Raw genomic sequence first — 24,826 nt, 5'->3', positions numbered from 1 at the left:
TTAGTGGTGCCCGTGCTTGATCAGCGACGTTCCCGCGCGGTCCGGCTCACCCGTCGCGCCGCGGGCGCTGGCCCGGGACCTCGGGGCGGAGGCGGGCGAGGAGACGTGCCCGTTCACGGCCGAAGGCGGGGTCCGACTGGTAGTCGGAGTGGCCCAGGATCGGGGCCGGGAGCGGGTGCTCGAAGGTACGGCCGTAGGCGAGCGGGTCCGCCAGGGGTTCGTGGTCGACGTCCGGGGCGGTGCCGTCCAGGACCCTCACCGGACCGCCGATGGGGTCGGTGCGGCGGTACAGGTTGCGCCAGCAGCCGACGTCCTGGTGCAGGGCGGCGAGGGCCGGCGGGCCGAAGTGGGCCGGGAACCAGCGGCCGTACAGGCGCTCCAGCGGGGAGCCGTAGGTGAGCAGGGCGACCCGTCCCCGTACCGACGGCGGCAGCTGCCAGGCCGCCGCGGCGGCGAGGACGCTGCCCTGGGAGTGGCCGGACAGCACCAGCCGGCCCCCGGTGCGCCCGGTCCAGGTGGCCATGCGCCAGGTCAGGTCGGGGACCGCGCGTTCGGCGTAGCAGGGCGGCGCGAAGGGGTGGGCGGCGCGCGGCCAGAAGGTGCCGACGTCCCAGAGGATGCCGATGGTGCGCCGGGCCGAGGCGTCCTTGTAGGCACGCCTGCCCCAGGTCACGAACAGCAGGAAGCCGAATCCGACCAGCCAGGACCCCAGCGCCTGGCAGGTCTCGGCCGTGGCCTGGACGAGGTGGTGGGCGCGGTGGGCCGCCCCGTCCGGTGTCTTCCCGGTGGCCAGGGCGCCGGCCAGCGCGAGCGTGCCGAGCAGCAGGGTCGTGGCGGTGAGGGCGGCGATGAGCCAGGGCGCCCGGTCGGTGAGGGTGGCCATGGCGCGGGCGTGCGCGATCGCGCGGGTGCGCGACGGGTCCTCGCCTTCACCGGAGTGTTCGTGGCGGACGCGGGCGCGTTCGGCGCGGGCGAGCCGGGCGGTGTGCGCCGCGAGCCGGGCGGCCAGGAGCAGCAGGACGGCGAGGAGCGGCGGGATCGCGGACGCCTGCCAGGTCAGCAGGACGGGCGGCCCGGCGAGCAGGGCGCGGGTGCCGTCCAGCCAGTCGGCGACGCGCTGGGCGACACCGCCGGAGATCACGCCGCCCAGCGCGCAGGCGAGCAGGGCGACGGCGGGGCCGCCGAGGCCGCGCATCCCGGCGCGCGGGTCGGGGCGGCGGCGGTACAGGGTCCGGGCCACGGCGGCGAGGGCGACGACGAGCAGGCCCTGGGCCAGCATGAGGGCGCCGAACGCCGGGTCGCCGGGCAGCCGCCCGGCGGACTGCCAGCCGGGCCGGGACCAGCCGGCGTATACGAGGGCGAGCAGCAGCAGCGTGAGCGCGCCGAGCGGCAGGCTGCGGACGAGGTGCCGGTCGAGCCGCTGGTCGAGACGGTTCTCGCTGCGGCCCCGGCGGCAGACGACGACGGCCACCGCGACCGCCCAGGCGAGCAGGGCCGCGGTCAGCGCCCAGCCGGCGGCGTCCAGGGCCGCGGGGCCGCCGGGCCGGCGGTCGAAGCGGGTGGCCGGGACGGCGACGGACGCGGCCACGGTGAGCAGGCCGGCCGCGGTGTGCGCCGCGCGCAGCCGGGCCACCAGGCGGCGCCCGTACCAGAACCCGGGCCGGGCCAGCGCGCTGCCCTGGGCGTCCGGTGCGGGGGCCTCGGCGTCCGGCCCGGGTCCGGCACCGTCGGGTGCGGGCCCGTCGGTGTCCGGCCCGGGGCCGTGGGAGAGCGGCTGGTGGGACTCGTACGCGCGCCAGGTGCGGCGGGAGAGGTACCAGAGCAGACCGGTCAGCGCGGTCGGCAGCGTCGCGGCGACGGCCAGCCGCCGGCCGGGCGCGCTCCACCAGCCGCCGGACCCGGGGGTCCCGGGGGCGGCGGGCGCCAGGAAGTCCAGCCAGGTGTGGCGGCGGGCGCAGGCGGGGACGCCCGCGCACTGCCAGGCCACCAGGTCGAGGGCCACCTCGCAGGCGGCGGCCACCAGCAGCACGGTCAGGGTGAGGGCGCACAGCCGTACGAGGAGGCCGTAGAGCCGGGCGGTGCGCGGCCGGCCGGGTGCCGCGGGGCGCATCCAGTGGGCGAGGTTGACGACCATGAACGGCAGCAGCAACAGCCACAGGGCACGGCTGCCGTCACCGGAGGTGAGGTTGCACCAGACGTACGCCTCCCGGACCGGTCCGCGCCCTGGGTCCCGGCCGGGGTCCTCCTCGGGTCCCCGGCCGTCCGCGGCGGGCCCGGTGTCCTCGGCGCGGCGGAAGACGGCGGCCGTGTCGTCGCCGGCGACCCGGACCGTGCGCGGGTCGCCGAGCATCCCCTCGGGCGTGGCGCCGCCGACTCCGTGCACCAGCAGTTCCAGGTCGGTCTCCGGCTCCGCCGGCCGTTCCGTCCGCCGCTCGGCGGTCCGGTCCTCGTGCCGCCCGGTGTGGCGGTCCCGCGCGCGCTCCACTGTCCCTCGCACATCCCCCGTGGCGCCCTGACGTCCGTGCCGTGCGCGCTTCAGGATGGCCCGTCCGGGAGCCGGGCGCACCCGTCGTCACGGAATCTCCCCGATCCGGGCGACGGCGGTGTGGCGGCGGGTGGTGGCGCGACCGGTGCCGCCCCGTGAAAGGATGGGACGCCCGCGCACTGGCCGGATGGACGAAGTACCTGGTCGGAGCCGGTGCGCCGGGCGTGTCGGACGGTTGGCGGCGAAAGGACCGGAGCGTACGTGAGCGAGAATCAGAACCTCCTCGCGGAGCAGCGCCGCGCCCTGATCCTGGACGAGGTCCGGCGCCGGGGCGGGGTGCGGGTCAACGAACTGACCCGCAAGCTCGGTGTCTCGGACATGACCGTGCGCCGCGACCTGGACGCGCTCGCCCGCCAGGGCGTGCTGGAGAAGGTGCACGGCGGCGCGGTGCCGGTGGTCGAGGCGAGCACGCACGAGCCGGGGTTCGAGGCGAAGTCAGGGCTGGAGCTGTCCGCCAAGGAGGACATCGCGCGGGCCGCGGCCGGCCTGGTCGGCCCGGGGGCGGCGATCGCCCTGTCCGGTGGTACGACGACGTACGCGCTCGCCCAGCACCTGCTGGAGGTGCCCGATCTGACCGTGGTGACGAACTCGGTGCGGGTCGCGGACGTCTTCCACTCGGCGCAGCGCACCTCGGGGCAACGGCAGGGGTCGGCCATGGTGGTGCTGACCGGCGGGGTGCGCACCCCGTCGGACTCGCTGGTGGGGCCGGTGGCGGACCAGGCGATCGCCTCGCTCCACTTCGACCTGCTCTTCCTCGGTGTGCACGGCATATCGCTGGAGGCCGGTCTGTCCACGCCGAACCTCGCGGAGGCCGAGACCAACCGGCGGCTGGTGCACTCCGCGCGCCGGGTGGTGGTGGTCGCGGACCACACCAAGTGGGGCACGGTGGGCCTGAGTTCCTTCGCCACGCTGGACCAGGTGGACACGCTGGTGACCGACGCGGGGCTGCCTGCCGAGGCGCGTGCGCGGATCTCCGAGCACCTGCGGGTGGTCGTGGCGGGCGAGCCCGGTGAAGAGGCCGCGGAGGCCACAGACATCTGAGGGGCCGTCAGCTAGGGTGGCCCTGCCCGGCCGGCCGCTCCGTGCGGACGCGGCGCGGTGGCACGAGGGGGTCGGGTCCATGGCTCGTCGGCTGCTTCCGGTGGGGATCGACTTCGTCGAGACCGCGCCCGTACGCCTGGTGTTCGCCCGGGAGGTCGCCGCCTCCCCCGGGCAGGTCTTCCACGCGCTCGCCTCGGACGTGTCCGGCTGGGTCCAGTGGTTCTCGGCGGTGACGCTCGCCCGGGCCACCGACGGCGGCGCCGGGCGGGAGATCCGGCTCAGGGGCGGGACGCGTTTCACGGAGACGGTGCTCGTGGCGCGGGCGCCCGAGGCGTACGCGTACCGCGTCGACGCCACCAACGCGCCGGGCGCCCGTGCCCTGGCCGAGGAGTGGCGGCTCGCTCCGCTGGCCACCGGTACCCGGGTGCGGTGGACCTTCGCCGCCGACGGCACCGCGCCGTTCCGGTTCGCCCTGGGGCTGGCCCGGCCCGGTCTGGGCCACGCCTTCCGGGACGCGATGGCGTCCTTGGACCGGCGTCTGGCGCGCGGCTGATCAGCTCCCGCCGCGGGCGTGCTGCGACTCGGCCAGGACCGCCGCCAGCAGTTCCGCGTCCAGCGCGGAGACGTCGGCCATGCGGGAGGCGGCGGACAGCGAGTGGAGCAGGGTCTTGGTGACCCGCAGTGCAGCCGGCGGGCGGCGGACGATGGGTCTGACCCAGTCGGCGACCGCCGCGTCCAGCTCGTGGGTGGGGACGACCCGTTGCAGGATGGACAGGTAGTGGGCCTCCTCGGCGGAGAACGCGCGGCCGGTGAGGACGAGTTCGCGGACGCGTGCGGCGCCGACCTCGCTGATCAGACGGGGCAGCAGGCCGCCCCAGGCGGTGGGCAGCCCGAGGGCGAGTTCGGGCAGCCGGAACGTCGCGTCCACGGAACCGACCCGCAGGTCGCAGGCGAGCGCCAGGGCGAGGCCCGCCCCGATGGCCTTGCCTTGGACGCGGGCGATGGTGACGGCGGGGTTCGCGGTCAGGGCGTCGCAGACGCGCCGTGCCTTGTTCCCGGACGTACGGATGCCGCCGCCCGTGGGGTCGTGGGCGAGGTGCCGGGTGAATTCGCCGCGGTCCCCGCCGAGGCAGAAGTCGTCGCCGTTCCCGGCGAGCACGAGCACCCGGACCGCCGGGTCCTGGTCCTGGAGGACCGCCAGGAGGTCGTCCAGCAGGGCGTCGGTGACGGCATTGCCCTGCTCCGGGGTGTTCAGCTCGACGGTGAGGACGGGGCCGTCGCGCCGGGTCCGCAGGGTCTGCCGTATGACGCCGGCCGGGAGGGACTTCAGGGGGAGGGCGGTCATGTCGTCACTTTCAGGGAGGTGATGCGCCGGAACACCATCCGGTTCGCGTACGTCGGGGACCCGGCCGGCCGCAGGGTGGGGAATCGTTCCAGCAGCTCGGTGAGGAGCAGCCGGGCCTCCAGGCGGGCCAGGACCGAGCCGAGGCAGTAGTGCAGGCCGCCGCCGAAGGTGAGGTGCCCGCCCTTGCGGTGGACGTCGAAGACGTGCGGGTCCGGATTGCGTCGCGGGTCGTGGTTGGCGGCGCCGTAGAGCACGTGGACGGTGGTGTCCTTGGCGACGCTCACGCCGCCGAGGACGGTGTCGGCGGCGGCGAACCGGGTGTTGAGGTGGATCGGCGGGTCGTAGCGCAGCACCTCGTCGATCGCGTCGTCGATCTCCTCGGGGTGCCGGCGGAGCCGGTCGGCCCGGGCCGGGTCCTGGGTCAGGAACCACACGGCGTTGGTGAGCAGCGTCGCGGTGGTCTCCAGGGAGGCGATGGTGATGAACATCGTCAGGTCGTACAGCGTCTGGTCCGCCGCCGCCCGGTCCAGCGGGTACCGGGCGTCCCAGTAGCGGATCCAGTCGCTGAGGACGTCGTCGCCTAGGTCGGCGCGCCGGTGGGCGATGAGGCTGGTGAAGAAGGTCCTCATCTCCGTGGTGGCCTCGGCCGAGATCGCCAGTTCGCTCTTGGTGGGGACCAGCTCCTGGGCGTGGACCTGCCGGTGCGTGAAGTCCAGGATGTGCGGGTAGTGCTCGTCCGGGATGCCGAGCCACTGGCCGACGGTGTGGATCGGCAGCCGGTCGCCGACGGTATCGACGAAGTCGGCCTCGCCCCGGTCGCGCAGCCGCGTGGCGAGACGGTCCAGGAGCCGGCCGACGTGGGCGGCGATCCGGGGCCGCAGCTCCTCCAGGGTGCCGCGGTCGAAGAGGTTGCCCAGCGCGCGGCGCTGGACGGTGTGTTCGGGCGGGTTGAGCCGGGAGAGCGTCCGCGTCATCTCCCGTCTCGCCGGTTCCCGCCAGCGTGCCGGGTCGGGCTGGCGCTCCTGCCAGGCGAAGTCCGGGACGAGCCAGTTCCTGCCGCGCAGGACCTGGTTGCACGCCTCGAAGCCGGTCACGAAGTACCCGCCCCAGGGAGCGGGTACCACATCACCCAGCGCGCGTAGTTCGTCCCAGACGGGGAGGGGGTCGGCCTGGCCCTCGTCCGAGCGGAGGCGGCGGAGGAGGGGAATGACGACCCGGCGGTCGCTGGTGGTACCGCGTATGACGCCAACGGCGGTCACGCGAGGCTCCTTAGGTGGCTGGATGCTACCGATACCGCCGGAACCTACCCCTCCCCTTCCCCTCATCATGCGCCTGACAGTGTTGCTCCTGTCACACGCCGCACATCAGACCCGGAAGATATCCAGGAAATTGCTCCAGAACCCCTTCTTTCGAGCCGGTTCCTGACGGGACGCGGCCGTCGGCGCCGTGGGCAGCGGCTGCTCCGCGGCGGCGGGGACGGTACGGCCCTGCAACGCGGAGACCATCCGGGTGGCCGGGGTCGGGCTGAAGGCGACGGGCAGCGTGGCCAGTGCCCGGTGGAACGGGCCCGGCCGCCACTCCAGTTCCTTCTCGTGGACGGCCAGGGTCAGGTCGGGCAGGGCGTTGAGCAGCTTCTCGATCGCGGTGACGGCGATGACCTGCGCCGGGTCCTTGGCCGGGCACGCGTGCGGTCCGGCTCCCCACGCCAGGTGGGCGCCCTTGCTGTGCGTCCGGCGGGCCTCGGCCAGCGCGGGATCGCTGTTGGCCGCGGCGAAGCTGATCACGACCGGCGTGCCCGCCTCGGCCACCACGCCGCCCAGCTCCACGTCCTGGACCGGGTAGTGGGTGGCGTAGTTGGCGATGGGCGTCTGGTTCCAGAGGACGTGGTCGATCGCCTCCTCGACCAGCAGCCCGGAGTCCCGGCCGCTCGCACCGGGTGCCAGCAGCAGGAGCAGCGCGTTGCCGATCAGGTTGCGCTCGGGCTCCACGCCGGCGCCCATCAGCATGACCAGCTGGTCCTTCAGTTCCTCGTCGGTCAGCCCGGCGGGGTGCTGGATCAGCCAGGAGGTGACGTCGTCACCGGGCCGACGCCGCTTGAGGGCGATCAGCTCCATGAGGCAGACGGTGAGTTCGTCGTTGGCGCGCTGGGCGTCCTTGCCGTCGAAGATCGCCGACATGGTGCTGGTGATCGTGTCACCGATGTCCGCCGGGCTGCCGAACAGCTTGTTGAACAGCAGCAGCGGCAGCAGCTTGGCGTAGTCGTTGAGGAGGTCGGCGCGGCCCCGCTCGCTGAACTGGTCGATCAGGTAGTCGGCGATCGGCTCCACGTCGCGGCGGATCCGGGTGATGTTGAGCCGGGCGAGGCTGTCCGTGACGGCCTTGCGCAGCCGCAGGTGCACGGCGCCGTCGGTGAACAGGCAGTTGGGCCGGTACGCCATCATCGGCAGCACCGGGCTGTCCAGCGGGATCCGCCCTTCGTTCAGTGCCTTCCAGCGGCGGGCGTCGCGGGCGAAGAGCGTGGAGTTCTGCAGCACGCGCAGCGCCATCTCGTGGCCGACGACCAGGGTGGCGTCGATGCCGGGCGCGAGTTCGACCGGTCCGGCCGCACCCTGGGCACGCAGCCGGTCGTAGACCTGGTGGGGGTCGGCCGCGAACACGGCGTCGTGCATGGGGCATCTTGCCCTGGCGGAGGACTGGGGGTCCATGTGGTTCCTTTTGCTGGCTCCGGGCCGTAGGTCCGGGCGGATGGGGGTCAGGCGGCTCGGGTGAGCAGGTGACGCACGAGCGCGATCAGCGCGTGGGCAGAGGACTGCCGGTCACGGGCGTCGCAGTAGACGACCGGGGTGTCCGGCAGCAGGTCGAGGGCCTCACGCACCTCCGCCTCCTCGTACACCGTGCCCGCCTGGAAGCCGTTGACCGCGATGGCGTACTCCAGGCCGTAGCGCTCGACGAGGTCGATGACGGGGAAGGTCTCCTCCAGCCGGGCGGGGTCGACCAGGAGCAGCGCTCCGAGCGCGCCCCGGGCCATGTCCTCCCACAGTTGCATGAAGCGCTGCTGTCCGGGGGTGCCGAACAGGTACAGCACCAGGTCGTCGCTGAGCGTCAGACGGCCGAAGTCCAGGGCCACGGTGGTGGTGGACTTGTCCGTCACCCCCCTGAGGTCGTCCACGTGGAGGGACGCCTGGGTCATCTTCTCCTCGGTACGCAGCGGGGTGATCTCCGACAGGGAGCCGATGAGGGTCGTCTTGCCCACGGCGAAATGCCCGACGACCAGGATCTTGGCAGCGTTGGTCACCGCGCTGGAGACGTAGATGGATCCAGGGGCCGTCTCAGCCGATGAGGGATTGGAGTCCATTCAGAACCTTCTCGAGGGTCGCTCTGTCAACGTTCTGAGCCCGGGGTGGCTCGGCGCGGCGCAGCAAGTGGCCTTGCTCGAATAAATCGGTGAGCAGCAGCCGCGCCACGCCCACCGGCAGGCCCACGTGGCCGGCCACCTCGGCGACCGACAGGTAGCCGCCCGAGCACAGGCTCCAGATCGCCATGACCTCGGGGCCGGCTCCCAGCGGGGGCTTCCGCTCGGGAGCCAGCGTGACCAGCGTGTGCAGCGCCAGGTCCTCGGCGTCGGGCAGTGTCCGGCCGCCGGTGATGACGTAGGAGCGGACGAAGTCGCTGGTGACCGGGGCTTCCTCGCCGGGGGTCGTCATGCGCCGGCGCCGTTGTCCGAGCGCGGCGCCACACTCATCGCCTTGCTGAGGGCGGTCACCGTCTTCTGCATGCGGAAGGACACCGCTTCCATGTCGACGTCCAGCGCCGCCGAGACGGCGAGGTAGGAGCCCTGGCCCGCGGCGATCAGGAAGATCCAGCCGCCGTCGTACTCCAGCAGCGTCTGCTTCCAGATGCCGTGTCCCGCTCCCACGAAACCGGCGACGGCACGGCTCAGCGACTGCATCGAGCTCATGGCGGCCGCGTTCGTCTCGGCGTCGTCCCGCCCGATGTCGTCCGAGCGCTGGAGCAGCAGGCCGTCGCCCGAGACGAGAATGGCGTGCCGGGCGCCGCGCACCTCTAGCACGTCGTTCAGCACCCAGGACAGGTCGGTCTTCACTGGTCGTCAGATCCTTCCGTGGTCTTGGTGGTGCGTCCGAGCTGTGTACCGCGTGCGAACGCCCCGAGCCGCGACGCCGTCACCTCGCTGGCGGGTTCGCCCGTCATCTCGTCGGCGGTGCTGTCCAGGGCCGGGACCACCGTGACGGGGCCGTTGCGCCGCCGGCGCTTGGGCAGACCGCCCTGGGTCGTCCCCACCACGTGCGAGGGACCCACGACCGGGACCGGTGCGAGGCGCTGGGGCGCGGCCTCGGGGCCCGCGGTGGGGATCTCGGCCACGGGGGCGGGGACGTCGGCCGAGAGGAGACTTTCGGGCACACGAATCACTGCACGCACTCCGCCGTAGGGGGACACGGAACCGACGGAGACGGCGAAGCCGTAGCGGGCGGCGAGCATGCCGCAGACGGCGAAGCCGAACCGCGGCGGGTCGCCGAGACCGGTGATGTCGACGGGACCGTCGACGGACAGCAGCGCCGCCGCCCGGTCCTTGGTCTCCTGGTCCATGCCGAGGCCGGCGTCGTCCACGATGTAGCAGATACCGCTCGGTACGCTCTGGATGTTGACCTCGACCGGCGTTCCGGGCGCGCTGTAGTTCGTCGCGTTGTCCAGGAGTTCGGCCAGCACGACGGCGACCGGTTCGACGGCCTTGCCGACGAGCGAGACGTTCACCTGTGAGTGGACGCTGACCCGGTTGAAGTCCTTGATCCTTCCCTGGGCGCTGCGTGCCACGTCATAGACCGTGGCCGCCCACTCGCGCCTGCCGAGCCATCCGCCGCACAGCACGGAGATGCCCTTGGCCCGGCGGCCGAACTGGCTGCCGGTGTGGTCGACGGCCATCAGGTCGCCCAGCACGTCCGTGGTGTCGCCGTACTTCTTCAGGAGGTCGTCGAGGAGCACCTGCTGCTCCTCGGCGAGTGACTGGAGGGTGCCCATCGCGGACTTCAGCACCGCCTTGGTGGACGCCTCGGCGTCCGCCCGCACGTCGGCGAGGTCGCGCTGGTGCTGTGCGGTCAGCGCGGCGACGTGCGCGTGCAGCTGGCCTACGTCGCCGCGGGCCTCTCCCAGTCCTGTCTCCAGGTCCTTCTTCGTTCTTCGGAGGGCGATGTTGGTCCTCCGGGCCCGCATCACCGCGACAACCGCGGCGATGAGCACCACCAGCAAGATCCACAGCAGTGGATCCTGGGTCAATGACGTCATGAGACTCTCTTCAAGTCGCATCGCGCCGACAAGCGTGGGCAGCGCGATGGTGCCTTTGAGACTGTCCCCCCAGACGCGTTCAACACGCCGTCAGCCCACTGCGAAAAGTGGGATGATCTTATCAGCCACACCGGCGCAACCTGCTTGCTCAGAGCCCCAATTGAGCCGTCACCAAACCCTCACAGCGGCGCAACCCTCCCGTAGCACGGCGAATGGGTGCGCCGGACGGAGTCAGTCCGGCCACACGCCCGTCGCCAGGAAGGAGTCGATCGCCGCCGTGTACGGCGCGATGTCCAGCCCCTGGCCGGCGAGCCACGCGTCCGAGTAGTACTTGTCGAGGTACCGGTCCCCCGGGTCGCAGAGCAGGGTGACGACACTGCCCGTACGGCCCTCGGCCACCATCTCGGCGACGATCTTCAGCGCGCTCCACAACCCGGTGCCCGTGGAGCCGCCCGCCTTCCGCCCGATGGCCCTCTCCAGCGCCCGCACCGCCGCGACGCTGGCCGCGTCCGGGACCTTCATCATCCGGTCGATCGCGCCGGGCACGAAGCTGGGCTCCATGCGCGGCCGGCCGATGCCCTCGATCCGGGAGCCGCAGTCACAGGTGACGTCCGGGTCACCCGTGGTCCAGCCCTCGAAGAAACAGGAGTTGTCCGGGTCGGCGACACAGACACGGGTGTCGTACTGCATGTAGTGGACGTAACGGGCGAGGGTCGCGGAGGTGCCGCCGGTGCCCGCCGTGGCCACGATCCAGGCCGGCTCCGGGAACCGCTCCAATCGCAACTGGCGGAAGATGGACTCGGCGATGTTGTTGTTGCCGCGCCAGTCCGTGGCCCGCTCGGCGTAGGTGAACTGGTCCATGTAGTGGCCGCCGGTCTCCGCCGCCAGCCGGGCGGACTCCTCGTACATCTTGCGGGAGTCGTCCACGAAGTGGCACCGGCCGCCGTGGAACTCGATGAGACGGCACTTCTCCGCGCTGGTCGTGCGTGGCATGACCGCGATGAAGGGCACGCCGATCAGCTTCGCGAAATAGGCCTCCGAGACCGCCGTCGAACCGCTGGACGCCTCGATCACCGGGCGGTCCGGTCGGATCCAGCCGTTGCACAGGCCGTAGAGGAAGAGGGAACGGGCGAGCCGGTGCTTGAGACTGCCGGTGGGGTGGGTGGACTCGTCCTTGAGATAGAGGTCGATACCCCACCGCTCGGGCAGCGGGAAGCGCAGCAGGTGCGTGTCCGCCGACCGGTTGGCATCGGCCTGGACCTTCCGCACGGCTTCTTTCAGCCAGCTTCGGTAAGCGGGGTCGCTGCGGTCGGCATCGAGGGTGGCGCCGGTCCTGGTCTGGGGGGTGGTGCTCACGGCGGGGCTCCTTACACTCATCGCCGACGGCGCCTCGCGCGGGCCGGCAGATCGAGCATAGGCACCATAAAGAACCCTTCCCACCTGCATAAACGCATCTTTGAGCCACCCAAAGGCAAGCTGGGACACGGGCGTGCGGACCGACCGGGGGCGCATGGACGCGAGTGCTCCGGGCGGCTGTCTCACACGCCCCGCGCGTACTGGTGCTCCACGCCGCGCCGGGGCAGACTGCACGCGACGGGACGACCCGTCCCGAACGGGGGCACACAGGGAACCACGGGAACACCGCGAGGGGGCGGCGAGACATGGCGGAGCCGGAGTTCACGGCCCAGGGCGTGCGGATCGGCAGACGTCTGCGGTCACTCACCCGGGCCGGACAGGTCCGGATCAGCGACGGCAGGCTCCAACTGCTCACCAGCTACGGCAGCGAGATCGACAGCGCGCCGGTCGAGGCCGTGCGCGCCTCCCGGCCGTGGTTCGCCCCGGACGACCGGGCGACGGCCGACCTCAACGGCACGCGGTACCTGCTGACGCTGGGCGAGCACGACCCGGCGCCGGGCCGGCCGGGGCCGCCCGCCGCGCGGCGGTTCATCGAGGCGGTCCGCCGGGCGGCGGAGCGTGGCGGCTGAGCGGCGCACCGTCGCGGCGAGTTGCGGGAGCGCATGCGCTGCGTCACGCTGGTCTCACGTCACTCTGGGTTTACCGGCGATAACGCTGCGAACCAGCCCGCCGGCCCGACAGCAGGCGGACGTTTGGACGCAAGCACCCTGCTGGATCCGTTGTTCTCCGTGTTCCTCCGGTTCCTCCGGACCTCACATCGGGGAGTCGCAGCCGTGATCAGTCACCCGAGCAGGCACTGCACGGTGGAGCTCCAAGCCCTGCCGTCGCGGATCGGACAGGTCCGCAGAATCGTATCTGCGCAGTTGCGTTACTGGCATCTGGACCCATTGATCGACCGGGCCGCGCTCGGTGTGACGGAGTTGCTGAGCAACGTCCACCGGCATGCCAGGCCCGACAAGTCGTGCACCGTGGAGTTGGAGTTGCTGCCGGACCGCCTCACGGTCTCGGTACGCGACCACGATCCGCGGCTTCCGGTACCGGCCGACACCACGGAGACGGCGGACGCCACCCCGCTGGCCACGTGCGGGCGGGGCCTGGCGATGGTGGCCGCGGTGAGCGACAGCTGGGGGGCGCGGCCGGACGGGGAGAACGGCAAGGTGGTGTGGTTCACCCTGCCGGCTCCGGTTCCGGCGACGGCCCACGGCCGTCCGGGCCACGCCCCGCGCGGGGCGACACGAGCGACGCCGACACCGACGACCACCCCTGCACGGGCACCGGCCGCCACGCCTGCCGCGACGCCGGTCGCGGTGGGGCTCTCCGCACCGGCGGGGGCCGGGGCGTCGGCTCCGGCCAGGGCCGTGGTGCCGACGAAGGCCGGAGCCGCCCCGGTACCGGCGGGGGCCGCGGTCGCAAGCGCGGCGCCGCCCGACGGCACGGCGCCCGTCGACCGCGCGGCACCCGCCGACGGTCCGGCGCCCCTCGGCCGCAGGGCCTCCGTCGCGTCGCGGGCCGCCGCGACCATCGCCGCCCCACCGTCGGCGCCGGCCGCCGCGACCGCCGTGGGGACCGTGTCCCCGGCGACCGGCACAGCGGCCTCCACCAGGCCGGCCGTACGCGGCTGACCTGGTGGCGCCAGGGCCGCGGTGAGACCGGGGTACGGGTCACCGGGCGGGATCGCGGTGACCCTCCCGCCCGGCGGCATCACGGCGGAGGACACGCGGGCCGTCCCACCGACGGAGCGGCGCGACGGCACAACAGCACGGCGATGGCGGCACGGCAGCATGGCGGCGTGACAACGCGACAACGCGACAACAGGGCGGCGCGGCCAAGGCGGCGCCGCACACGCGCGTGGTGCCCGGGGCGCACGCCGCCGCACCCACCTCGGTCGTCACCGTCCGGCCGCACCGCCCTCGCCGGTGCGGCCCGTGACGGCGCCGACTACGACGGCCGCCCAGACCGGTGGGCGAACAGGAGCCACGGGAGCCACGGGGCCGGGTCCGTCGTCCCAGTGCGCCAGGGAGTACGGCGGTCGGGGTACGCGATACTCCACTCCACGCACGAGGCCGGGACTGGCGGACTGTAACTACTAGTATGTACAGTGCGCGTATGAGCACCTCGGAGCGACTGATCGAATCCACCCGTGAACTGCTGTGGGAGCGCGGGTACGTGGGCACCAGCCCCAAGGCGATCCTGGAGCGCGCGGGGGCCGGCCAGGGCAGCATGTACCACCACTTCAAGGGCAAGCCGGATCTCGCGCTCGCGGCGATCCGGCGCACCGCCGGGGAGCTGCGGGCCACCGCCGAGGCCGTACTGGGCGGCCCGGGCACGCCGTACCAGCGCATCGAGGCGTACCTGCTGCGCGAACGCGATGTGCTGCGGGGCTGCCCGGTCGGCCGGCTGACCATGGACCCGGACGTGATCGCGAGTGACGAACTGCGCGCGCCGGTGGACGAGACGATCGCCGCCCTCCGTCGGCGGATCGCGGAGATCGTCGAAGAGGGCAAGCGGGAGGGGCAGTTCGCGCCCGGTCTGAACGGCGAGGAGATCGCCGCCGCCGTCCTCGCGACCGTGCAGGGCGGCTACGTCCTCGCCCGCGCCTCCGGCTCCCCCGACGCCTTCGACGCCGGGGTCCGCGGCCTGCTCTCGCTGCTCGCGCCGCCCGCCGGCGGACCGCGGGACTGACCCACCCGCACGACCCGGCCCGCCGTCGTGGAGGCCGTCGCGGACGGCACGCCGGCCGAGGCACCCGCACGCCGCCGACCGCCCCGTCCCGTCCGAGAGAGGACCGTGGCATGCACGCCATGCAGTACGAGTTCACCCTGCCCGCCGACTACGACATGGGGGTCGTCCGCTCCCGGGTCGTCCGGGTCGCGCATCTGCTGGACGACTGGGACGGCCTGGGGATCAAGACGTATCTGATGCGCGAGCGCGGGGTGCACGGCTCGCCGGTCAACCAGTACGGGCCGTTCTACCTCTGGAACACCGTGGAGGGCATGAACCGCTTCCTGTGGGGCGGTGCCTTCCAGGGGCCCGTGGACGACTTCGGGCGGCCCGCGGTTCGGCAGTGGACGGGCCTGGCGTACGAGGAGGGCGAAGCGGGCGCGTCGGCGCCGGGGTTCGCCGTGCGCCGGCGTCTGCCGGTGCCGCGAGGGGCGGAGGACCTGGCCGCGTTCATGGCGGACGCCGTGGCCGAGACCGGGCGGCTGGCGGCGGCGGACGGCGCGGTGCCGGCGGCAGCCGCCGTGGACACCCGCGCGTGGGAGCTGGTGCACTTCTCCCTCTGGAAGCACGACCGGCCGAAGGCCGGCGGCGACCTCTTCCGGGTGCTGCACCTGTCGGCGCCCGGCCGGGACCGGCTGCCGCGCGGGCGGCAGTGGTGAGCCGGGTCCGTACGGTCCTCGGGGACATCCGGCCCGGCGCGCTCGGCGTGTGCGACGCGCACGACCACCTCTTCCTGCGCAGCCCGCAGCTGCCGGGGCAGGAGCTCGACGACGTCACCGCCGCGCGCGCCGAGCTGGCGGCGTTCCGCGCGGCGGGCGGAGCGGCCGTCGTGCAGTGGACGCCGTACGGCATGGGGCGGCGGGCCGCCGACCTGGCGGTGCTGTCCCGAGCGACCGGAGTACGGATCGTCTGCGCCACGGGGTTGCACCAGGCGGCGCACTACGCACCGGGGTCGCTCGACCGGCTCGGCGGCGGACGGCTGGCCGGGCTGTTCGTCCGCGAACTCACCGAGGGGATCGGCACGACCGGGGTGCGGGCCGGTCTGATCAAGGTGGCGGGCGGTTTCCACGGGCTGGACGCGCACGCCCGCCGGACCATGGCGGCGGCGGCCGAGGCGCACCACGCCACCGGCGCCACCATCGCCGTGCACCTGGAGCTGGGCACCGGGGCGCTGGACGTGCTGGACCTGCTGTGCGGCGTGCTGGACGTGCCGGCGGAGCGGGTCGTCCTGGGTCATCTGAACCGCTCCCCCGACCCGGTGACGCACCGGCAGGCCGCCGCTTCGGGGTGCTGGCTGGCGTTCGACGGGCCGTCCCGCGCCCACCACGCCACCGACTGGCGGATGCCGGAGGCGGTACGGGAACTGGCCGAGGCCGGGTTCGGGGACCGGCTGCTGCTGGGCGGGGACACCGTGGTCGCCGGAGCGCGTTCGGTCGACGGCGGGCCCGGGATGCCGTACCTGCTGCGCCGGGTGCGCGGGCGGCTGGCGGAGGCGGTGGGCGCGGAGCTGGTGGACCGGATGCTCGGGGAGCATCCGGGGCGGGCGTTCGGGGCCGACTGGGCGTGAGCGCCCCGGACCGGGGGCGTGCCCGGGACCGGGGCCGTGCCCGCGACCGGGGGCGTGCCCCGGACCGGGGCCGTGGGCGCGACCGGGGGCGTGCCCCGGACCGGGGCCGTGGGCGCGTCCGCCCGGGAAATGCGGGTGATCGGGCACCGGTCGGCCCCCTAGTCTGCTCGGCATGTCCATACCCGCGTATCCGCCCAAGCCCGTGCCCGGTGACCGCATCGCGATCCTCTCGCCCGCGTCCGGTCTGGCGGGAATCCTGCCGCGTCCGCACGAGCTGGGGCTCCGGCGGCTGCGCGAGGACTTCGGCCTGGAGCCGGTGGAGTACCCCGCCACGCGCACCATGGGCGCCACCCCCGAGGAGCGCGCCGCCGACCTTCACGCCGCGTTCGCCGACCCGACGATCAAGGCGGTGATGGCCACGATCGGCGGGGACGACCAGATCACCGTGCTGCCCCACCTGGACCGTGAGCTGCTCCGCGCCAACCCCAAGCCGTTCTTCGGTTCCAGCGACAACACCAATCTGCTGCTCCTGCTGCACAACCTGGGCATCGTCGGCTACCACGGCGCCTGTCTGATGACCCAGCTCGGCCGCCCGTACGCGCTGCACCCGCTGACGGCCGAGTCGCTGCGCGCGGCCCTGTTCGGCTCGGGCCCGTACGAACTGCGTCCCGCCGAGCGCTACGGCGACGTCGACCGCGACTGGGCCGACCCGGCCACCTTCGACGCCGAACCCGCCTCGCAGCCGGCCGGCGGCTGGCTCTGGCACCAGCCCGGCCGGCTCGTCGAGGGCCTCGCCTGGGGCGGGAACCTGGAGATCCTGTCGTGGCTGCTGATGGCCGACCGCGAGGTCGAACGCGACCCCGCGGCCTACGAGGGCCGGGTGCTGTTCCTGGAGACGTCGGAGGAGCTGCCGAGCGGGGAGACGGTCTTCCGCATCCTGCGCAACATGGGGGAACGGGGCCTGCTGGAACGCTTCCCGGCCCTGCTGATGGCCCGCGCCAAGGCGTGGTCCTTCGAGCAGCCGAACGACGACGACGCCAAGCGGCGGTACGTCACCGAGCAGCGTGAGGCGGTGCTCCGGACGCTGGCCGTCTACGCCCCGCACACCATGGCGGTCTTCGACGTGGACTTCGGGCACACCGATCCCCAACTGGTGATCCCGTACGGCGGACGGGTCCGGGTGGACGGCCCGGCCCGGCGGATCACCGTGACCTACTGACGGCGCCGGGCGCTGCCGCGGGCCTTCCGGACCGCACCGCCGAGGAACCGCGTCCCCGGGGAGCGGCGGAACCCCGGCGCCGATGGTGCCCGCGGCCTGATCCGACCTGATCCAAACGAAATCCCCTAGGCCCCGCCCAGCGCCGTCAGCGGGTCGTCCAGCACCGGCTGCCAGGCCAGTTCCGCCGCGCCGACCAGGCTGTTGTGGTCCAGGGTGCACGGCAGGATCGGGACGCCGCCGCTCCGCCCCCACAGGCTGCGGCCGGCGACCACCGCGCGCAGCCGGCCGGGGTCCGCGTCCAGCAGGGTGCGGTGCAGGCCGCCGAGGATGATGCGGTCCGGGTTCAGGATGTTGACCAGGCCGGCCAGGCCCAGGCCGAGGCGGTCGACGAGGACCTCGGCCGCCCTGCGCACGGCCGGGTCGTCGTACTGGGTGCGCAGCAGGTCGTTGGCCTGCTGGAGCAGCGACACCTCGGGGCCGGGGTCGCGGCCGGCCTCCGTGAGCAGGGCCAGCGGGTCGGCCTCCACGTCCAGGCAGCCGCGGCTGCCGCAGTGGCAGGGCCGGCCCTCCGGGTTGACGGTGAGGTGGCCGACCTCCAGCGCCAGGCCGGAACTGCCGGTGTGCAGGCGGCCGTCGAGGACCAGCGCGCCGCCGACCCCCCGGTGCCCGGTGGCCACGCACAGCAGGTCGCGCGCGCCCCGGCCGGCGCCGTGCCGGTGCTCGGCGAGCGCGACCAGGTTGACGTCGTTGCCCGTGAACGCGGGCCCGTCGACGCCGGCGGCGCGTACGCACTCCGCGAAGACCTGCCGGACGGGCGCGCCGACGGGCCAGGCCAGGTGCAGCGGGTTGAGGGCCAGGCCCTCGGGTTCGGCGACGGCGGACGGCACGGCGAGTCCGGCGCCGACACAGCGCCGGCCGGTCGTGCGCAGCAGCTCCGCGCCCGCCTCCACGACGGTCCCGAGCACCTTCACCGGGTCGGCGTCGACGGCCTCGCAGCCGGGCGCGGTCGCCACGATCCGTCCGCCGAGTCCGACCAGAGCGACGCGGAAGCCGTCGGCGTGGATCTGCGCGGCCAGGACCACCGGCCCGTCCTCGGCGACCTCCAGCCGGTGCGAGGGGCGCCCCTGGGAGCCGGCCGCGGAACCGGGCCGGGCGTCCACCCGGATCAGGCCGAGCGCCTCCAGCTCGGCGGCGACCGCGCCGGCCGTCGCCCGGGTGACGCCGAGTTCGGCGGTGAGCACGGCCCGGGTCGGTGCCCGGCCGGTGTGCACCAGCTCCAGTGCGGGTCCGAGCGCCGCCCGGCCCCGGTCCAGCCGCGCCCTTGAGGTGGTCCTCTCCCCCGCTGTCCGGGGATCCGCCTTGCCGCTCATGAGGGCGAGTCTCCCATGGTCCGCACCCGGGATGGCCCGTGCCATCGGCTACAGGCCGCTCACCCGCAGCGTGATGTTCAGCCGTCCGGCGAGGTCCAGTCCGGCCGGCGCCGTGCCCGGGCGCACGCGCGGCACGCCGTGGTGGGCGAGCCGGGAGGGGCCGCCGAAGACGAACAGGTCGCCGCTGCGCAGTTCCACGTCGGTGTACGGCCTGGCGCGCGTCTCGGTGTTGCCGAAGCGGAACACGCAGGTGTCGCCGAGGCTCAGCGAGACCACCGGCGCGTCCGCCCGCTCGTCGCCGTCGCGGTGCATGCCCATGCGGGCGTCGCCGTCGTAGAAGTTGATCAGTGCGATGTCGTACGGCGCGGCCGGTACGGCGTGCGTGCCGAGCGCGTCGGCCACCGCGCGCCGGCCCAGCTCGTCCAGCCAGGCCGGGAAGGGCTTCACGGGGCTGCCGTCGCCGTCGACGACGGTGCGGGCGTAGGCGTACGGGTACCAGTGCCAGCCCAGGCAGACCTGGCGGGCGGTCATGGTGCCGCCGCCCGGTGTGCGGACCGTGCGCAGCCCGGCGGGGGGCCGCGCCCACTCCCGGCAGGCGGCCAGCAGGGCGTGCTGCCGCCCGGTGTCCAGCCAGTCCGGGACGTGCACGGCGCCCGGCGCGACCTCCGCGCGCTCCCGGGGGAACAGCTCCTCCTCCATGCCCCCATCCTGCCCCACCGCCCCTGATCTGCGGTTCCGCTAGCCTGGACACACGATGAGCGACCGTATGACGACACCGTGGGGCGAGGTCGAGCTGACCCGCTTCCCCGAGGATCCCCACGACCGCCTGCGTGCCTGGGACGCCTCAGACGCGTACCTGCTGCACCACCTCGCCGAGGAGAAGGTGCCGCTCACGGGCACGGTCGTGGTGATCGGGGACCGCTGGGGCGCGCTGGTCACGGCGCTGGCGGAGCACCGGCCGACGCAGATCACCGACTCGTTCCTCAGCCAGGAGGCGACCCGGGCGAATCTGGCCCGGGCCGGCGTGGAGCCGGGTGCGGTACGGCTGCTCACCACGCAGGACCCGCCGCCGGAGCGGGTGGACGTGCTGCTGGTGCGGGTGCCCAAGAGCCTGGCGCTGCTGGAGGACCAGCTGCTGCGGCTGGCGCCCGCGGTGCACGCGGACACGGTCGTGGTCGGCACCGGGATGGTGAAGGAGATCCACACCTCGACGCTCCGGCTGTTCGAGCGGATCCTCGGGCCGACCCGGACCTCGCTGGCGCGGCAGAAGGCCCGGCTGATCTTCTGCTCCCCGGACCCGGCGCTGGAGCGGCCCGCGAACCCATGGCCGTACGGCTACGCCCTGCCGGAGGACGTCGGCTCGGTGTCGGGGCGCACGGTGGTCAACCACGCGGGCGTCTTCTGCGCCGACAGGCTGGACATCGGCACCCGTTTCCTCCTCAGGCACCTGCCCGGTCCGGGTGCCGCGCGCGTGGTGGACCTGGGCTGCGGCAACGGCGTGGTCGGTACGGCGGTGGCGCTCGCCGACCCGACGGCCGAGGTGCTGTTCGTGGACGAGTCGTACCAGGCGGTGGCCTCGGCGGAGGCGACGTACAAGGCGAACGGGGTGCCGGGGCACGCCGAGTTCCGCGTCGGGGACGGGCTGGCCGGGGTCGCCTCGAACAGTGTGGACCTGGTGCTGAACAACCCGCCGTTCCACTCCCACCAGGCGACCACGGACGCGACGGCCCGGCGCATGTTCGCGGGCGCCGAGCGGGTGCTGCGGCCGGGCGGTGAGCTGTGGGTGATCGGCAACCGGCACCTCGGCTACCACGTCAAGCTGAAGCGGTTGTTCGGCAACAGCACGCTCGTCGCCAGCGACCCGAAGTTCGTCGTGCTGAAGGCCGTGAAGAGGGCCGCCAAGGACCGATGACGGGTTCGGTTCCGGGGTCCGGGTCCGGGCCCGGTGCAGCCAATTGGCGCCCGTCCCGGGTAACCGGTCGCCTGCTACGGCCGCCAGTGCTGCGACCGGAAGGGTTCACCGGCGCGTGACGCCCGGCAGGGTTGCGGTCACAGGACTAGGACCTGTGGTCCAGGGCCATCGGCCGATGGCCTCGACGAGAGCCCGATACCTAGGCTGCCATCAGGGATTGGCAGCTCAGGAAGAGGTCACGATGCCCGTCAACGGTCGTAGTCACATCCGCGTCGCCCGGCCCTCCCGGGACCTGGCGGTGGCCGAGCGGTTCTGGGTGCGGGGGCTGGGACTCGGTGTGGTGTGGCGGGCCGAGAGCGGGCCGGAACTCGGTGGGCACGACTTGCTGATGGTGGGCTGGCCGGACGCCGATTGGCATCTGGAGCTGGTCCACGAGCCCGCCCGGCCCGTAGAGCCCCGGCCCACCGAGGAGGACCTGCTGGTGATCTACGTCGACGGCCTGGTGCCCGACGACCTGGTCACCCGTCTGGAGGAGCACGGCGGCAAGCGGGTGCCGTCGCCGAACCCGTACTGGAACCGGTGGGGCGTCACGATCGAGGATCCGGACGGCTACCGACTCGTGCTCTGCGAGCGGGGCTGGTCGAACGCGTAGCGGCGGGTGCTTGCCGGGCGCGCCGTCCCTCGCGCGTGCGCGACGAGCGAAGGACGGGTCGGCCGAGCGCGGTGGGGCGGGCCGTGGCCGCTTGAGGTCAAGGGGTGCCGCTGGAGAGGACGCCGATGATCCGGCCCACCTCGCGGGCCATCGCCTCCCGGCCGACGCCGAGGTACTTGCGGGAGTCGACCGCCTCCGGGTGGGCGGCGAGGAACGCGCGGACCGCCCCGGTCATGGCGAGGTTGAGGGCGGTACCGACGTTGACCTTGGTGATCCCGCCACCGACGGCCGCGACGAGTGACCCGTCCGGCACACCGGAGGAGCCGTGCAGCACGAGCGGCACGGCCAGCGCCGCGGACAGCCGGGTGAGCAGGGCGTGGTCGAGCACGGCGGTGCGGGTGGTCATGGCGTGCGCGCTGCCGATGGCGACGGCCAGGGCGTCGACGCCGGTCCCGGTGACGAAGTCCCGCGCGCGGCTCGGGTCGGTGCGGGCGCCGGGCGCGTGCGCGTCCAGCGGAGGCCGGCCGTCCTTGCCCCCGATCTCCCCCAACTCCGCCTCGATCCACAGCCCTCGGGCGTGCGCCCAGTCGGCGGCGGCCCGGGTCGCGGCGAGGTTGTCGGTGTACGGCAGGCGGGCCGCGTCGTACATCACCGAGCTGAACCCGGCGTCGGGAGCCTGGCGCAGCAGGTCGTCGCTCTGCACGTGGTCAAGGTGCAACGCGACCGGTACGGCGGCTCGTTCGGCGGCGGCGACGGCGGCTCGGGCCAGTGGCAGCAGCCGCCCGTAGCGGAACTTGACGGCGTTCTCGCTGACTTGGAGAACCACGGGCGAGCCGGCCGACTCGGCGCCGGCGACGACGGCCTCGATGTGTTCCAGGGTGATGACGTTGAACGCGGCGACGGCGGTCCGGGCCGCGGCGGCCCGGGTGACCAGCTCGCCGGTGGGCGCGAGGGGCACGTGAGGTGTCCTTCCGGGGCGGGGGCCGTGCGGGTTCAGGGGGCGAGGATCACCGAGCGGGAGAGGTGCCGCGGCCGGTCCGGGTCGAGCTGCCGGGCGGCGGCGACGGCGACCGCGAGCCGCTGGACGCGGACGAGTTCGGCGAGCGGGTCCAGCTCGCCCTCGATCCACAGCGCGCCGGTGGCAAGGACCTGCCGGGCGAGTCCGTCGGGGGCCGCGCCGAGCATCCAGGTGGCGGTGCCCTCGGTGGTCACGCTGATCGGACCGTGCCGGTACTCCATCGCCGGATAGGCCTCGGTCCAGGACAGGGAGGCCTCGCGCATCTTCAGCCCGGCCTCGTTGGCGAGCCCGACGGTCCAGCCGCGCCCCAGGAAGGTGAACTGGGCGCAGCCCACGAGTCCTTCGGGCAGGGGGGTGGCGAGGGCGGTGCGCGCGTCGGTGACGACGGCGTCGGTGTGCAGGCCGAGGTGGGCGCGCAGGAGGGTGAGCGCGGTGGTCGCGAACCGGGTCTGGACGACGGAGCGTTCGTCGGCATAGTCCAGCACGGCGAGGTCGTCCGCGGCTGCCACGACCGGGGTGCCGGGATCGGCGGTGACGGCGGTGGTGCGCGTCCGTCCGCGCAACGCGCCCAGCAGCTCCAGCACTTCGGTGGTGGTGCCGGAGCGGGTGAGGGCCACGACCCGGTCGTAGGACCGTCCGTGCGGGAACTCGGAGGCGGCGAACGCGTCGGTCTCGCCCTGTCCGGCGCCCTCGCGCAGGGCGGCCACCGCCTGCGCCATGAAGTAGGAGGTCCCGCACCCGACGACGGCGACCCGCTCCCCCGGCCCGGGCAGCGCGTCCCGGTGCCGCCCCGACTGTTCGGTCGCGCGGGTCCAGCACTCCGGCTGGCTGTTCAGCTCGATCTCGACATGGGTCATGGCCCACACCCTCCCCCTGCTGATTGTTCCTGCAAGGTATAGCGACCTTTCGAGCACAATCAAGCATTCGGCGGCAAGGCCGGGTGCGCTAGGGTCGCCGGGAGACCGAAAGCGATCGAAGAACGGCCGGAAGATCACGAGGACGCGACCGGGCGATCGACCGGTGAGCGACCGGGACATCGCCCGGTGAGCGACCGGGGCATCTCCCGGAAGAAGGGGAACGGAGGCCGCGGATGTCCCGGGACGCCCGCTGGAAGGCGCTGCTGGAACTGCTCGTGGAGCGCGGCCGGCTGGAGGTCGAGGAGGCGGCGGCCGAACTGGCGGTTTCGGCGGCGACGATCCGCCGGGACCTCGACCAGCTCGCCGAACAGCAGATGCTGGTCCGCACCCGGGGCGGGGCGGTGGTGCACGGGGTGTCGTACGAACTCCCGCTGCGCTACAAGACGGCCCGGCGCGCCCCGGAGAAGCAGCGCATCGCCCAGGCGGTGGCCGAACTCGTCGCCCCGGGCGAGGCGGTGGGGCTGACCGGCGGTACGACCACCACGGAGGTGGCCCGCGCGCTGGCCGTGCGCGGTGACCTCACCACGGGAACACCGGCGCTGACCGTCGTCACCAACGCGCTCAACATCGCCAACGAGCTGGCCGTGCGCCCCCAGTTCAAGATCGTGGTGACGGGCGGGGTGGCGCGTGCGCAGTCGTACGAACTCATCGGCCCGCTCGCGGACGGGGTGCTGGGGCAGATCACGCTCGACGTGGCCGTACTCGGTGTCGTCGGGTTCGACGTCGCGCACGGGGCGGCGGCGCACGACGAGGCGGAGGCCGCCGTCAACCGACTGCTGTGCGAGCGTGCCGAGCGGGTGGTGGTCGCCGCCGACTCCAGCAAGCTGGGCCGCCGGGCGTTCGCCCGGATCTGCGGGGCGGAGCTGGTGGACACCCTGGTGACGGACACCGCGGTGGGACAGGAGACGGTACGGCGGTTCGAGGAGGCGGGCGTGCGGGTGCTGGCGGTGTGAGACACGGCGGACCCGGCACCGGCACGGCCGGACGACCGGGGCCGCGCGGCCGGACCGACCGAGGTCCGGCCGACGTCGATCCGACCGACGTTGACACGACCGACGTTGACACGACCGACGTCGATCCGACCGACCGGGATCCCGACCGCCTGCGATCCGGCGCGCCTCGCGTACAGCACGCCTCGGATACGGCGCGCCTCAGATACGGCCGAGGTCGGCCTTCACGAAGCCCGCGCCCCGCTGGTCGTTGCAGCTCGTCGTCGGCCGGTCCGCCGGGTCGGGCCACATCTGCGGGGCCTGGAGCGCGACGCTCACCAGGGTCAGCAGCAGGTCGACGTCGCTCGCGGCGTCCAGGCGCAGGGTCACCCACGGCGAGCCGGGCACGATCCTGATCGCCCCCGAGCCCTTGAGGTCCTTGGTGAACCGCCGGACGGCCCGGTCGGTGAGCCGCAGATCGACATCGCGCTCGGAGTGGAAGTGCACGACCTCGCCCTGGGCCGAACTCACCGCCCGGCCCAGACCACAGCTCGGGACGGTCTGTCTCAGATCCCGCCAGGTCGCCAGTTGCGCGAGCGCGCGCGAGGCCAACGTCATGGGGCCATCATGGCGCGCTCACCCGCCCGCAACCAGCTCGAGAGCGAGCATTAACCGACCCGTATCCGCGGCCCGTTGCGGAGCCCGCACACCCGTTCAGCTCCCGAACGAGCCGGCCGGTGACCGTCGTTGCCGTGCCCGCGTCGCGGCGCGGAGGGAAACCGCAGGTGGCGGGCGCGGCGGGGCGGTCACGCCGGCACGGCGGTCCGCCGCCGGCCCACCTCGGGTCCGTTTCGGGCCGCCGGAGCCGCCGGGCAG

At 73.6% G+C, this 24,826-nt stretch carries 24 protein-coding genes and 1 pseudogene; 11 read left to right on the top strand and 14 right to left on the bottom strand.

The window, feature by feature from the left end; genetic code table 11:
- Positions 1-46: 46 nt before the first annotated feature.
- Positions 47-2,395, bottom strand: a complete 2,349-nt coding sequence (locus tag IF37_RS0106535; RefSeq protein WP_253915664.1) for a hypothetical protein — start codon at positions 2,393-2,395, stop codon at positions 47-49.
- Positions 2,396-2,746: 351 nt separating this feature from the next.
- On the opposite strand from IF37_RS0106535, the gene IF37_RS0106530 reads away from it, so the two are divergent.
- The gene (locus IF37_RS0106530; protein ID WP_030737561.1) at positions 2,747-3,586 is read left to right on the top strand and encodes a DeoR/GlpR family DNA-binding transcription regulator; all 840 of its coding nucleotides are present in this window, start codon (positions 2,747-2,749) and stop codon (positions 3,584-3,586) included.
- Between the two features lie 79 nt (positions 3,587-3,665).
- Positions 3,666-4,139 (top strand): SRPBCC family protein, encoded by a 474-nt coding sequence (locus IF37_RS0106525; protein ID WP_030737559.1) that lies wholly within the window; start codon positions 3,666-3,668, stop codon positions 4,137-4,139.
- On the opposite strand, the gene IF37_RS0106520 is transcribed toward IF37_RS0106525, so the two are convergent.
- The 8 genes from IF37_RS0106520 to IF37_RS0106485 form a co-directional block, all read right to left on the bottom strand.
- The gene (locus IF37_RS0106520; RefSeq protein WP_030737557.1) at positions 4,140-4,931 is read right to left on the bottom strand and encodes an enoyl-CoA hydratase/isomerase family protein; all 792 of its coding nucleotides are present in this window, start codon (positions 4,929-4,931) and stop codon (positions 4,140-4,142) included.
- Positions 4,928-6,190 (bottom strand): cytochrome P450, encoded by a 1,263-nt coding sequence (locus tag IF37_RS0106515; RefSeq protein WP_030737555.1) that lies wholly within the window; start codon positions 6,188-6,190, stop codon positions 4,928-4,930. Before IF37_RS0106515 ends, IF37_RS0106520 begins: the two co-directional genes overlap by 4 nt.
- Positions 6,191-6,295: 105 nt before the next feature.
- Entirely contained in the window at positions 6,296-7,600 is a 1,305-nt protein-coding gene (locus IF37_RS0106510; protein WP_030737553.1) for a cytochrome P450, read from the bottom strand.
- Positions 7,601-7,683: 83 nt separating this feature from the next.
- Positions 7,684-8,286, bottom strand: a complete 603-nt coding sequence (locus IF37_RS0106505) for an ATP/GTP-binding protein (protein ID WP_030737551.1) — start codon at positions 8,284-8,286, stop codon at positions 7,684-7,686.
- Positions 8,261-8,635 carry a DUF742 domain-containing protein gene (locus tag IF37_RS0106500; RefSeq protein WP_030737549.1) on the bottom strand — a complete coding sequence of 125 codons (375 nt, stop codon included), beginning with the start codon at positions 8,633-8,635 and terminating at the stop codon, positions 8,261-8,263. Before IF37_RS0106500 ends, IF37_RS0106505 begins: the two co-directional genes overlap by 26 nt.
- Entirely contained in the window at positions 8,632-9,033 is a 402-nt protein-coding gene (locus IF37_RS0106495) for a roadblock/LC7 domain-containing protein (RefSeq protein WP_030737547.1), read from the bottom strand. The genes IF37_RS0106500 and IF37_RS0106495 overlap by 4 nt, the downstream gene beginning before the upstream one ends.
- The gene (locus tag IF37_RS0106490; protein WP_030737545.1) at positions 9,030-10,229 is read right to left on the bottom strand and encodes a histidine kinase; all 1,200 of its coding nucleotides are present in this window, start codon (positions 10,227-10,229) and stop codon (positions 9,030-9,032) included. The genes IF37_RS0106495 and IF37_RS0106490 overlap by 4 nt, the downstream gene beginning before the upstream one ends.
- A gap of 231 nt (positions 10,230-10,460) precedes the next feature.
- Positions 10,461-11,585 carry a PLP-dependent cysteine synthase family protein gene (locus IF37_RS0106485; RefSeq protein ID WP_030737543.1) on the bottom strand — a complete coding sequence of 375 codons (1,125 nt, stop codon included), beginning with the start codon at positions 11,583-11,585 and terminating at the stop codon, positions 10,461-10,463.
- 305 nt (positions 11,586-11,890) lie between these two features.
- Here IF37_RS0106485 and IF37_RS0106480 point away from each other — a divergent pair, with 305 nt between their 5' ends.
- The 6 genes and pseudogenes from IF37_RS0106480 to IF37_RS0106455 all read left to right on the top strand — a co-directional run bounded on the left by IF37_RS0106480 (position 11,891) and on the right by IF37_RS0106455 (position 17,152).
- Positions 11,891-12,214, top strand: coding sequence for a hypothetical protein (locus IF37_RS0106480; protein ID WP_030737539.1), 324 nt, complete (start codon positions 11,891-11,893; stop codon positions 12,212-12,214).
- A 204-nt stretch (positions 12,215-12,418) separates the two neighbouring features.
- A pseudogene (locus tag IF37_RS45540) lies at positions 12,419-12,829 on the top strand (ATP-binding protein); the annotation flags it as partial.
- Positions 12,830-13,751: 922 nt separating this feature from the next.
- On the top strand, positions 13,752-14,327 hold the full coding sequence (locus tag IF37_RS0106470; protein WP_253915661.1) for a TetR/AcrR family transcriptional regulator: 576 nt from the start codon (positions 13,752-13,754) through the stop codon (positions 14,325-14,327).
- Positions 14,328-14,437: 110 nt separating this feature from the next.
- Positions 14,438-15,025 carry a DUF4865 family protein gene (locus tag IF37_RS0106465; RefSeq protein WP_030737530.1) on the top strand — a complete coding sequence of 196 codons (588 nt, stop codon included), beginning with the start codon at positions 14,438-14,440 and terminating at the stop codon, positions 15,023-15,025.
- Positions 15,022-15,933, top strand: coding sequence for a phosphotriesterase (locus tag IF37_RS0106460; RefSeq protein WP_030737527.1), 912 nt, complete (start codon positions 15,022-15,024; stop codon positions 15,931-15,933). Before IF37_RS0106465 ends, IF37_RS0106460 begins: the two co-directional genes overlap by 4 nt.
- Before the next feature lie 172 nt (positions 15,934-16,105).
- Positions 16,106-17,152 (top strand): S66 peptidase family protein, encoded by a 1,047-nt coding sequence (locus IF37_RS0106455; RefSeq protein ID WP_030737524.1) that lies wholly within the window; start codon positions 16,106-16,108, stop codon positions 17,150-17,152.
- Between the two features lie 125 nt (positions 17,153-17,277).
- Here IF37_RS0106455 and IF37_RS0106450 read toward each other — a convergent pair whose 3' ends face one another.
- The gene (locus IF37_RS0106450; RefSeq protein WP_030737521.1) at positions 17,278-18,522 is read right to left on the bottom strand and encodes an ROK family protein; all 1,245 of its coding nucleotides are present in this window, start codon (positions 18,520-18,522) and stop codon (positions 17,278-17,280) included.
- Between the two features lie 48 nt (positions 18,523-18,570).
- Positions 18,571-19,221: an alpha-ketoglutarate-dependent dioxygenase AlkB gene (locus tag IF37_RS0106445; protein ID WP_030737520.1), complete on the bottom strand. Its 651-nt coding sequence runs from the start codon at positions 19,219-19,221 to the stop codon at positions 18,571-18,573.
- A 67-nt stretch (positions 19,222-19,288) separates the two neighbouring features.
- Here IF37_RS0106445 and IF37_RS0106440 point away from each other — a divergent pair, with 67 nt between their 5' ends.
- Positions 19,289-20,434 carry a methyltransferase gene (locus IF37_RS0106440; RefSeq protein WP_030737519.1) on the top strand — a complete coding sequence of 382 codons (1,146 nt, stop codon included), beginning with the start codon at positions 19,289-19,291 and terminating at the stop codon, positions 20,432-20,434.
- Between the two features lie 241 nt (positions 20,435-20,675).
- Positions 20,676-21,086 carry a VOC family protein gene (locus IF37_RS0106435; protein ID WP_030737514.1) on the top strand — a complete coding sequence of 137 codons (411 nt, stop codon included), beginning with the start codon at positions 20,676-20,678 and terminating at the stop codon, positions 21,084-21,086.
- A gap of 97 nt (positions 21,087-21,183) precedes the next feature.
- On the opposite strand, the gene IF37_RS0106430 is transcribed toward IF37_RS0106435, so the two are convergent.
- Entirely contained in the window at positions 21,184-22,044 is an 861-nt protein-coding gene (locus IF37_RS0106430; RefSeq protein ID WP_030737512.1) for a ketose-bisphosphate aldolase, read from the bottom strand.
- Positions 22,045-22,079: 35 nt separating this feature from the next.
- A complete protein-coding gene (locus IF37_RS0106425; protein WP_030737509.1) occupies positions 22,080-22,961 on the bottom strand; it encodes an SIS domain-containing protein in 882 nt (293 codons plus the stop codon).
- Between the two features lie 233 nt (positions 22,962-23,194).
- Between IF37_RS0106425 and IF37_RS0106420 the strand changes: the two genes are divergently transcribed.
- Positions 23,195-23,974 (top strand): DeoR/GlpR family DNA-binding transcription regulator, encoded by a 780-nt coding sequence (locus IF37_RS0106420; RefSeq protein ID WP_030737507.1) that lies wholly within the window; start codon positions 23,195-23,197, stop codon positions 23,972-23,974.
- A gap of 198 nt (positions 23,975-24,172) precedes the next feature.
- On the opposite strand, the gene IF37_RS39090 is transcribed toward IF37_RS0106420, so the two are convergent.
- Positions 24,173-24,568: a luciferase family protein gene (locus IF37_RS39090; protein ID WP_030737499.1), complete on the bottom strand. Its 396-nt coding sequence runs from the start codon at positions 24,566-24,568 to the stop codon at positions 24,173-24,175.
- Between the last annotated feature and the right edge of the window lie 258 nt (positions 24,569-24,826).

The sequence above is a fragment of the Streptomyces sp. NRRL S-31 genome (genome assembly GCF_000718775.1).
Taxonomy (GTDB): domain Bacteria; phylum Actinomycetota; class Actinomycetes; order Streptomycetales; family Streptomycetaceae; genus Streptomyces.
This window is presented reverse-complemented; position numbering and strand designations above follow the sequence as displayed.